Origin of the sequence: Cupriavidus sp. HMR-1 (assembly GCF_000319775.1) — a bacterium.
GTDB lineage: Bacteria > Pseudomonadota > Gammaproteobacteria > Burkholderiales > Burkholderiaceae > Cupriavidus > Cupriavidus metallidurans.
The window spans coordinates 1-10,145 of sequence record NZ_ANKP01000125.1 but is presented as its reverse complement, the minus strand read 5'-3'; the positions used below and the strand labels follow the sequence as shown (position 1 = coordinate 10,145).

The following is a 10,145-nucleotide window of genomic DNA, read 5'->3' as shown; positions in this document are numbered from 1 at the left end:
TTGAACGCCAGTTCCGACAGCGGCGCGGCAAACGCGGCCAGGATCAGGGTAGCCACGCAGCCAGCGAAGAACGAGCCAAGACCGGCGGTAGCCAGTGCCACACCGGCACGGCCACGACGCGCCATCTGATAGCCGTCGATCGTGGTCACCACTGATGATGATTCACCGGGCAGGTTCACCAGAATGGCGGTAGTCGACCCACCGTACTGTGCGCCGTAGTAGATACCGGCCAGCATGATCAGCGCGGCCACCGGCGGCAGCGTGTACGTCACCGGCAGCAGCATGGCGATGGTTGCCAGAGGCCCGAGGCCCGGCAGCACACCAATCAGCGTCCCGAGCACGCAGCCCAGGAATGCGTAGGCGAGGTTTTGCAGTGACAGGGCGGTTGCAAAGCCCAGTCCGAGGTTGTCTAACAGTTCCATGAGGCCCGTCTCCTTAGCTTGCCAGGAAAGCCGGCCACACCGGCATCTGCAGGTTGATGCCGTACACGAAGGCACCCATGCTGATCAGCACGAGGATGATCGCGTTCAGAACGGCACCCTTCCAGCTGAATTCATGGCTGGCCATCGAGGAAACCAGCACCAGCACCACGACCGACAGCACCATGCCGAGCGGCTTGAGCAGCAGGCCGAACAGCACGACCGCACCCAGGATCCACAGCAGGATCTTGATGTCCCAGCGTTCCAGGCTGTCTTGCGCCGCCTTGGACGACAGCGAACCCCACAGTACCAGCGCGCCCAGCAGGGCGAGCACGATGCCGAGCCAGAACGGGAAGTACCCCGGTCCCATCTTGGCGGCTGTTCCCATGGAATAGCCACGGGCGACGAAGGAAAAGCCCAGACCGACCAGAATGAACATCAGGCCGGAGGCAAAGTCCTTTTGGCTGCGTATGCGCAAAATGATTCTCCTCGATTGACTTGCTTGAACTTGACGCGACGTGCCGGAATCCGGCCTGTCAACTGGGTCGCGGGTGCACGTCACCCACGGCCCGGCGACACTCCCCGTCGCGGGCAGGGTGGAAGTTAAAAGTGCATCCTTTCAGCTACCTTTCATATGTCTGCATTTGGGTGCATCCTCAGGGTATGTCCCTAGGCATACGTCCGAAAGCTGTTCGAAAGGCGGACGTAAGTCGTTGACGATGCAAGGGAAATCACGAGGCGAACGGGAGATTGGACGTCTGGCAGCAGGGCGTTGAGTCGGCCTCGGCGTGCACTATCATCGACAGAACCGGTCGGTATATCGGCGCTAAGACGGTACGGGGAGCCACGGGATGGAAAGCATCGATCACGCCATTCTGCTCGGCGCCGTCGTGATGACGGCGGGCATCCTGCTCGGGGTTTTCTCGTCGCGCTTCGGTGTCCCGTTCCTGCTGGTCTTCCTGGGCGTGGGCATGGCGGCCGGGGTCGATGGCCCCGGCGGCATCCGCTTCTCCAACACCTGGCTCAGCTTCCTGGTGGGCAATATCGCGCTGGCCGTGATCCTGCTCGATGGGGGGTTGCGCACGCGCCTTGCCACCTTCCGCGTGGCGCTGCGGCCGTCCTTGTCGCTGGCCACGCTGGGGGTGGTCATCACGGCGGTGCTGGTCGGCGCGTTTGCTTCCTGGTTGCTCGGGATCGACTGGAAGCTCGGGCTGTTGCTCGGCGCCATCGTTGGCTCGACCGATGCCGCCGCTGTCTTCTCCCTGCTCAACGGTAGCGGCGTGCGGCTCACAGAGCGCGTGGCCAGCGTGCTCGAGATCGAGTCGGGCATCAACGATCCTATGGCAATCTTCCTGACCCTGACGTTGATCGAGTGGATCACCGCGCCGCAGGGGCTGTCGCCAGGTGCGCTGGTGACGCGGCTGGTGGTGCAGTTCGGGGTGGGTGGGGTGCTCGGCGCGGCGCTGGGCTACTGTCTGGCCAATGTGATGGAGCGCGTCAACGTGGCCGAGGGCCTGCAGGCCATTCTGGTCTGTTCGGGGGGCTGTATGGTCTGGGCGATCGTGCAGACTGCCGGCGGCAGTGGCTTCCTGGCGGTCTACCTGACCGGGATGATCGTCGGCAACCGGGAACACGCGGTCAGCGGCGACACGATGCGCGCAATGGACGGCATGGCCTGGCTGGCGCAGTCGGCGATGTTCCTGCTGCTTGGCCTGCTGGTGTCTCCGCACCGGATCTGGGACATCGCGCTGCCCGCCGCGGCCGTGGCGTTGTTTCTGATGTGTGTGGCGCGGCCCGTATCCGTCTGGATCTCGTTGCTGCCGTTCAGGTTCAACGCGCGCGAGAAGGGTTTCGTGGCGTGGATGGGGTTGCGCGGCGCGGTGCCGATCGTGCTGTCGCTATTCCCGATGCTGCAGGGCATGAAGGATTCGGGGTTACTGTTTCGCGTGGCGTTCGCGGTGGTGCTGGCCAGCCTGCTGTGCCAGGGCACCACGGTCGCCCTGGCCGCACGGCTGGCGCGCGTGCTGCGACCGCTCTACAACGAACCGCTATCGCGTGAGCGGATGCGCGGCACCCAGGCGCCAGCACTGGAGTTGATGCAGTTCGAGGTGGCGGCAAATTCGCCGGTAGACAGCTTGCGCGCAGACCAACTCGAATTGCCAATGCGCAGCCGCCTGATGACCGTGGCGCGTGACGGGGCGCTGGTGCCGCTCGACCGCGCCATCCTGCGTGCTGGCGATATCGTCTCGGTGCTGGCACCAGGCGGTGTTCTGCCGGTGCTTTCTCGACTGTTCCTGACGTCAGGACCGCCGCCTGCCTGGGACCAGGTGACCTACGATTTCCTGCTTGCGGGACAGGCGAGTCTGGCGGATGTCGCCGCGCTGTATGGCACCCGGGCGCTGCTGCCGCACGAGCAGTTGAGCACGCTCGAACAGGCGATGCTGGCGGTGTTCCGGTCGCCGCCGGTAGAGGGGGATGCGTTGGAGATCGCCGGCTTGCGGCTGACGGTGACCCGCATGGACGGGCCCCGCATCGTGCAGGTGGGATTGCTGCTGCCGCGCCCGGTGGCGGCGGGCGCTGGCGATGGCACTAACCATCGCTGGCGCCGGCGTCACCGGGCACGGCCGGGGCTGGACCAGGTCAGTCGACCTTCGCGCCGGAAACCTTGACGATCTGGCTGTACTTCCTCAGTTCGCGCTGGATCAGGGTGGCGAACTGGTCAGGCGTGGTCGGCGCCGGCTGCGCGCCGATGCGTGCCAGCTTCGCCTTCATGTCGTCGGTCTTCAGGATCGCCACGATGTCGCGATTGAGCCGATCGACGATGTCGCGCGGGGTGCCGGCCGGTGCGAGCACGCCGAACCACGTGGAGATATCGAAGTTCTCCAGGCCCAGTCCCTTGCCGGCTTCGGCAATCGTCGGCAGTTCCGGGAATGCAGCCGCGCGGCTGGCCGTTGTGACCGCGAACGCCTTGAGCTTGCCCGCCTTGATGTTGGCCGACGCCGACGCGAGGTTGTCGAAGATCAGGTCGGTTTGGCCCGACAGCACCGACATTTGCGCGGGCGCCGCGCCGTTGTACGGGATATGAACCATGCTGACGTGCGCCATGCTCTTGAACAGCTCGCCCGACAGGTGTCCGGCGCTGCCGTTGCCACCCGACGCGTAGTCGAGCTTGCCCGGATGCTTGCGTGCGTATTCGACCAGATCGCGCACGTTATTGATGTGCAGTTCGGCGGCCTTGCCAGGGTGCATCACGAGTACGTTCGGCACGTCGGCCACGAGCGTGATCGGCGTGAAATCCTTGACCGGGTCATACGGCATCTTGGCGAACAGCGTCGGGTTGATCGCATGGGTGGCCACTGCGCCCATCACGATCGTGTAGCCGTCGGCGGGCTGCTTGGCCACGAAGTCCGCGCCAAGATTTCCGCCCGCGCCGGGCCGGTTCTCCACCACCACGGGCTGACCGAGGCTATCGCGCAGCTTTTCGCCGATGGCGCGCGCTACGGTGTCGAGCGGGCCGCCGGCCGGGTAGGGCACGACGAAGCGGATCGGCTTGGTGGGCCAGTTGCTGGCGGCGCTGGCCGGTGCGGCAAAGGCCAGCGTGGCTGCCATTGCGGCGCCCATCGCGGCGGAGAGCAGGGTCTTCAACATAAGTCAGTGGATAAACGGAGGAAAGCAGGAGGAAAGCGGATGACCAGCGCGGGTGCGACTGGCCAGAGGCCGCGGCAGGGCGCGGCCCATCGAGGTCTCAGTGGATGCCGATGCCGCGCGCCATCATCACCGCGCAAAGCGGTAGCAGGATGAACGCATGGGCTTCGATCATGACCCAGCGGCGCACCTTCTTGATTTCGGCCGGAGTCGGCACGAACTCGGGCAGCTTCAGCGACTGCTTGCGCCACCGCGCAAAGGCAAACGTCGGTGGCAGCGTGGCCAGCGCGATCAGCACGAACACGGTGATCTTGGCGTGGAACCACGGGTTGTGCAGATAGAAGTCCACACCCTTAGCGCCATAGAACAGGCGCAACAGCCCGGTGGCCAGCACTGCCATCGCCGACAGGAAATAGAAGAAGTCGTATTGGGACAGGCGGCGCACGGCGGAAGGCGACATGTCCGGGCGCAGCACGACGGCCTCGGCGGCCATTAGCGTGACAAGGACGAAAATCGCCGTGAAGTGCAGGAACGCGAGCAAGGCGTCGGTCAGCATGCATTCTCCTCAGGGTTGGGGAAACGTCATGATCACCGGCTGCGCGCACCCGCCGGAGCGGGTGCGGTCAAGTCAATGGCGAAAAGCGTGGGCGCGGCAGGTCAGACCACGCCCTTGTTGCGCAGGGCGGCGATGTGTTCGGCACTGTAGCCGAGTGTCTCGCCAAGCACCACATCCGTGTGCTCCCCGAGCAACGGCGGATGGCGCAGCGCCTCGGTCGGCGTGGCGCTCATCTTCATCGGGCTGCCTACCAGCTTGACCGTGCCGGCCGAGGGGTGGGGCAGGTCCACGCGCAGGCCACGCGCGACCACCTGCTCGTTCTCGAAGACCTCGTCGAGCGTGTTGATCGGTCCGCACGGCACGCTGGCGCGCTCCAGGTCCAGAATCCACTGTTCACGCGTGCGCGGCGCCACCATCTCGGCCAGGATCGGTACCAGCACGTCGCGGTGCGCCACGCGCTGCGGATTGGTGGCGAAGCGCGGGTCGTCGGCCAGCTCGGGGCGGCCGCCGGCGGTGACGAACTTGCGGAACTGGCCGTCGTTGCCCACCGCGACGATGAGCCATCCATCGGCGGCCTGGAACGTCTGGTAAGGGACGATGTTCGGGTGCGCGTTGCCCCAGCGCTTCGGCGGGACGCCGCTGGCCAGGTAATTGGTGTTCATGTTTGCCAGCATCGACACCTGCACGTCCAGCAGCGCCATGTCGATGTACTGGCCTTCGCCGGTACGGTCGCGGTGGGCCAGCGCGGCCAGCACGGCGATGGTGGCGTACTGTCCCGTCATGAGGTCAGAGATCGCCACGCCGGCTTTCTGCGGGCCGCCGCCGGGCAGGTCGTCGCGCTCGCCCGTGATGCTCATGAAGCCACCCATGCCCTGGATGATGAAATCGTAGCCCGGGCGCTGGGCGTAGGGGCCGGTCTGGCCGAAGCCGGTGACCGAGCAGTAGATCAGGTCCGGCTTGATCGCTTTGAGCGATTCATAATCGAGGCCATACTTCTTGAGTTGTCCGACCTTGTAGTTTTCGAGCACCACATCGCTCTGCGCGGCCAGGTCGCGTACGAGTTGCTGCCCCTCCGGCGTGCTGATGTCGCACGTCACCGAACGCTTGTTGCGGTTCGCTGCCAGGTAGTAGGCGGCCTCGGCCGTGTCTTCGCCCTCGGGGGTCTTGAGCCAGGGTGGGCCCCAGATGCGGGTGTCGTCACCGGCGCCCGGGCGCTCGATCTTGATCACGTCGGCGCCGAAATCGGCAAGATTCTGGGCGCACCACGGGCCCGCGAGCACGCGGGTCAGGTCGAGGACGCGGAGATGGCTTAAAGCTCCCATGGCGATGGCGGCAGGCAGGTTCGAAAGAGCCAGCACTCTATCACCGGGGCAGTCGGGCGATGTCCCTGCGCGGAATCCCGAGGGAAGATCGTTGGGCGATAATCGGACAGCCGCCTGCCTGCCAGGGTGCTTGCCGACGGACACCTGCCCACCACTGCCCCGGGACGGGCCTTCCCCGTATAATCAACGGTTTGCAAATCCAACCTGACTGACTGCGCCGTGCCTCGACGCCGGCTGCGCCCGCACAACATGAAAGTCTCCGACATTCGCAGCAAGTTCCTTCAGTTCTTCGAGTCGAAGGGCCACACGGTGGTCCGCTCGTCCAGCCTGGTGCCGGCGAACGACCCGACGCTGCTGTTTACCAATTCGGGCATGGTGCAGTTCAAGGACGTGTTCCTCGGCACTGACAAGCGTCCCTACGTGCGCGCCACGTCGTCGCAGCGCTCGGTGCGCGCCGGCGGCAAGCACAATGACCTCGAGAATGTGGGTTACACGGCACGTCACCACACGTTCTTCGAAATGCTGGGCAATTTCTCGTTCGGCGACTACTTCAAGCGCGAGGCCATCCAGTACGCGTGGGAACTGCTGACCAAGGTCTACCAGCTCCCCGCCGATAAGCTCTGGGTCACGGTCTACGCCGAGGACGACGAGGCTTACGACATCTGGGCCAAGGAAGTGGGCGTGCCGGCCGACCGCATCGTGCGCATCGGCGACAACAAGGGCGCGCGCTACGCGTCGGACAACTTCTGGCAGATGGCCGATACCGGCCCGTGCGGCCCGTGCTCGGAAATCTTCTATGACCACGGCCCGGACGTGTGGGGCGGCCCCCCGGGATCGCCGGAAGAAGACGGCGACCGCTACATCGAGATCTGGAACCTGGTGTTCATGCAGTTCAACCGCGACGAGCAGGGCACCATGACGCCGCTGCCCAAGCCGTGCGTGGACACCGGCATGGGCCTGGAGCGTATTGCCGCCGTGCTGCAGCACGTGCATAGCAACTATGAGATCGATCTGTTCCAGGCACTGATCAAGGGCGCTGGCCGTGAAACGCATATCGCGGACCTGAACCAGAATTCGCTGAAGGTCATCGCCGACCACATCCGCGCCTGCTCGTTCCTGATCGTCGACGGTGTGATTCCGGGCAACGAAGGCCGTGGCTATGTGCTGCGCCGTATCGTGCGTCGCGCGATTCGTCATGGATACAAGCTCGGTCAGAAGACGCCGTTCTTCCACAAGCTCGTGGGCGACCTCGTCGCGCAGATGGGCGAAGCCTATCCGGAACTGGCCGAAGCCCAGTCGCGCGTGGTGGAAGTGCTGAAGGCCGAGGAAGAACGCTTCTTCGAAACCATCGAAAACGGCATGTCGATCCTCGACGCCGCCGTGGCGGACCTGAAGGCCAAGGGCGGCAAGGTGCTCGACGGTGAACTGGCGTTCAAGCTGCACGATACGTTCGGCTTCCCGCTCGACCTGACGCAGGACGTGGCGCGCGAGCAGGAGATCACGGTGGACGAAGCGGCGTTCGACGCCGCGATGACCCGCCAGCGCGAACAGGCCCGTGCGGCCGGCAAGTTCAAGATGGCCGCAGGCCTCGAATACTCGGGCGAGAAGACCGTGTTCCACGGCTACGACTCGCTTTCGATGGAAGGCGTGCGCGTGACCGCGTTGTACGTTGATGGCGCATCGGTCGACACGATGCAGCCGGGCCAGAGCGGTGTGGTTGTGCTGGACAACACGCCGTTCTACGCCGAGTCGGGCGGTCAGGTGGGCGATCAGGGCACGCTGGTGTCGGGCCCGGCCGTGTTCGCCGTGGCGGATACCACCAAGATCCAGTCCGACGTGTTCGGTCATCAGGGCACGCTGGCCAATGGCGCGCTCAAGGTGGGCGATACCGTGGCGGCACAGGTCGACGCGGTCCGTCGCGCGCGCACCGTGCGCAACCACTCGGCCACCCACCTGATGCACAAGGCGCTGCGCGAAGTGCTGGGCACCCACGTGCAGCAGAAGGGCTCGCTGGTCGATCCGGACAAGACCCGCTTCGACTTCTCGCACAACGCGCCGCTGACCGATGCGCAGATCCGCCAGATCGAAGAGATCGTCAATGCCGAGATCCTGAGCAATGCGCCGACCGTGGCACAGGTCATGCCGTTCGACGACGCGGTCAAGAGCGGCGCGATGGCACTGTTCGGCGAGAAGTACGCTGACGATGTGCGTGTGCTGTCAATCGGTACGTCGAAGGAACTGTGCGGCGGCACGCACGTGACCCGCACCGGCGATATCGGCCTGTTCAAGATCGTCGTGGAAGCTGGCGTGGCCGCTGGCATCCGCCGCGTGGAGGCGATCACCGGCGACAACGCGCTGCACTACCTGCAATCGCTCGACGCACGTCTCAACGAAGCCGCCGCCGCGCTGCGCGCGCAGCCGTCGGAACTGGTGCCGCGCATCGGCCAGGTGCAGGACCAGGTTCGCGCGCTCGAGAAGGAACTGGAAAAGCTCAAGAGCAAGCTGGCTTCGTCGCAAGGCGATGAGCTTGCGGCGCAGGCCGTGGACGTCAAGGGCCTGAAGGTGCTGGCTGCCCAGCTCGACGGCGCCGATGTGAAGACGCTGCGCGAAACGATGGACAAGCTCAAGGACAAGCTGCAGAGCGCGGCCATCGTGCTGGCGGCTGTGGCTGACGGCAAGGTGAGCCTGATCGCGGGTGTGACCGCCGATGCCACGTCGAAGGTCAAGGCCGGCGAACTGGTCAACTTCGTTGCCCAGCAAGTGGGCGGCAAGGGCGGTGGCCGTCCGGACATGGCCCAGGCAGGCGGCACCGATCCGGCAAATCTGCCGAAGGCGCTGGCTGGCGTGACGGAGTGGGTGTCGGCGAAGGTCTGATCCCCGTCGGCATCAACGAGAAAGGCCCCCGTAACGGAAGGCCTTTCTCGAGAAATAAAAAACGGCTGCCTGAGCAGCCGTTTTTTAATTGCGAAGTCGCCAGATCAGGCGCGGCCGAGTTCGCCATCCTTCAGTCGCCACAGGTTTAGCGGGTTGCCGTCCTGCACGGCTTGCGGCAGCAGGTCCGCCGGCACGTTCTGGTAGCACACCGGACGCAGGAACCGGTCGATCGCGCTAGCGCCCACCGAGGTTGTGCGCGTGTCCGACGTCGCCGGGAACGGGCCACCGTGGACCATCGCGAACGACACTTCCACGCCGGTCGGAAAACCATTGAACAGCACACGACCGACCTTGCGCTCCAGCGCGGGGAGCAGGCGGGCCGCCAGTGCGTGGTCGCCGGCATCCGCCTGCACCGTGGCGGTGAGCTGGCCTTCCAGGATGCGCGTCACGGCGAGCAGCGCCTCGGCATCCTTGCAGGTGACCAGTACCGTGGACGGGCCGAAGACTTCGACGTGCATGCGGTGGTCGGCAATGAACTGCTCCGCCGAGGTCTCGAAGAATACCGGGCGCGCCTGGTTCGGGCCCGTCGCATCCAGTCCGCAGGCCGCACGCGAGAGCCCGGCGATATCGGAGAGTTGCGTGACGCCACGTTCGAACGCCTGATGGATGCCCGGCGTCAGCATGGTGGCGGCGGGTTTGCCGGTCAGCGCGGCGAGGGCAGTCGCGCGGAATGCCTCAAGGGCCGGACCTTCGATGGCCAGCAGCAGGCCGGGGTTTGTGCAGAACTGGCCGACGCCGAGCACCAGCGAGTCGATCAGGTCGCGGGCAATCTGTTCGCCGCGCGCGGCCAAGGCTTCGGGCAGCAGGTATACGGGGTTGATGCTGCTCATCTCGGCATAGACCGGGATCGGCTGCGGGCGCGTGTTGGCCACGTTCACCAAGGCCAGCCCACCGGTGCGCGATCCGGTGAACCCGACCGCCTGGATGGCAGGGTGGGCAACCAGCGACGTGCCGATCGCATTACCTACACCCATCACGAGCGAGAACACGCCTTCAGGCAGACCGCTGTCGGCCACGGCCTTCTGGATGGCGCGGCCAACCAGTTCGGACGTGCCGGGGTGAGCGGGGTGGGCCTTGGCAACCACTGGGCAACCGGCGGCCAGAGCAGACGCGGTGTCGCCGCCAGCCACCGAGAAAGCCAGCGGGAAGTTGCTGGCGCCGAACACGGCCACGGGACCGACCGCGATCTTCTGCATCCGCAGGTCGGGGCGCGGCGGGGCGCGCTCGGGCAGGGCGCTGTCGAGCGTGGCATCCTGCCAGCGGCCGTCG

General features: G+C 65.6%; 8 protein-coding genes. 2 read left to right on the top strand and 6 right to left on the bottom strand.

The window, feature by feature from the left end; genetic code table 11:
• Both D769_RS16615 and D769_RS16610 read right to left on the bottom strand, forming a co-directional pair.
• Positions 1-422: tripartite tricarboxylate transporter permease (locus D769_RS16615; RefSeq protein WP_008647139.1), on the bottom strand; the 422-nt coding region annotated here is incomplete at its 3' end.
• A 13-nt stretch (positions 423-435) separates the two neighbouring features.
• Positions 436-897: a tripartite tricarboxylate transporter TctB family protein gene (locus tag D769_RS16610; RefSeq protein WP_008647137.1), complete on the bottom strand. Its 462-nt coding sequence runs from the start codon at positions 895-897 to the stop codon at positions 436-438.
• A 373-nt stretch (positions 898-1,270) separates the two neighbouring features.
• Here D769_RS16610 and D769_RS16605 point away from each other — a divergent pair, with 373 nt between their 5' ends.
• On the top strand, positions 1,271-3,088 hold the full coding sequence (locus D769_RS16605; protein WP_008647136.1) for a potassium/proton antiporter: 1,818 nt from the start codon (positions 1,271-1,273) through the stop codon (positions 3,086-3,088).
• Here the strand turns inward: D769_RS16605 and D769_RS16600 are convergent.
• The 3 genes from D769_RS16600 to D769_RS16590 form a co-directional block, all read right to left on the bottom strand.
• Positions 3,060-4,067, bottom strand: a complete 1,008-nt coding sequence (locus tag D769_RS16600; protein ID WP_040011087.1) for a tripartite tricarboxylate transporter substrate binding protein — start codon at positions 4,065-4,067, stop codon at positions 3,060-3,062. The genes D769_RS16605 and D769_RS16600 overlap by 29 nt on opposite strands.
• A 97-nt stretch (positions 4,068-4,164) precedes the next feature.
• A complete protein-coding gene (locus D769_RS16595) occupies positions 4,165-4,620 on the bottom strand; it encodes a DUF2214 family protein (RefSeq protein ID WP_008647134.1) in 456 nt (151 codons plus the stop codon).
• Positions 4,621-4,721: 101 nt separating this feature from the next.
• Positions 4,722-5,942, bottom strand: coding sequence for a CaiB/BaiF CoA-transferase family protein (locus tag D769_RS16590; protein WP_008647133.1), 1,221 nt, complete (start codon positions 5,940-5,942; stop codon positions 4,722-4,724).
• Between the two features lie 249 nt (positions 5,943-6,191).
• Between D769_RS16590 and alaS the strand changes: the two genes are divergently transcribed.
• Positions 6,192-8,816, top strand: coding sequence for an alanine--tRNA ligase (gene alaS / locus D769_RS16585; protein ID WP_008647132.1), 2,625 nt, complete (start codon positions 6,192-6,194; stop codon positions 8,814-8,816).
• Positions 8,817-8,920: 104 nt separating this feature from the next.
• Here alaS and D769_RS16580 read toward each other — a convergent pair.
• Positions 8,921-10,145, bottom strand: a 1,225-nt coding sequence (locus D769_RS16580) for an aldehyde dehydrogenase (NADP(+)) (protein ID WP_008647130.1), incomplete at its 5' end; no start/stop codon positions are given.

Coding starts and splice junctions, on each gene's coding strand:
- D769_RS16600 (WP_040011087.1), bottom strand. CDS start 4,067: ATGTTGAAGACCCTGCTCTCCGCCGCGATGGGCGCCGCAATGGCAGCC.
- D769_RS16590 (WP_008647133.1), bottom strand. CDS start 5,942: ATGGGAGCTTTAAGCCATCTCCGCGTCCTCGACCTGACCCGCGTGCTC.
- D769_RS16595 (WP_008647134.1), bottom strand. CDS start 4,620: ATGCTGACCGACGCCTTGCTCGCGTTCCTGCACTTCACGGCGATTTTC.
- D769_RS16605 (WP_008647136.1), top strand. CDS start 1,271: ATGGAAAGCATCGATCACGCCATTCTGCTCGGCGCCGTCGTGATGACG.
- alaS (WP_008647132.1), top strand. CDS start 6,192: ATGAAAGTCTCCGACATTCGCAGCAAGTTCCTTCAGTTCTTCGAGTCG.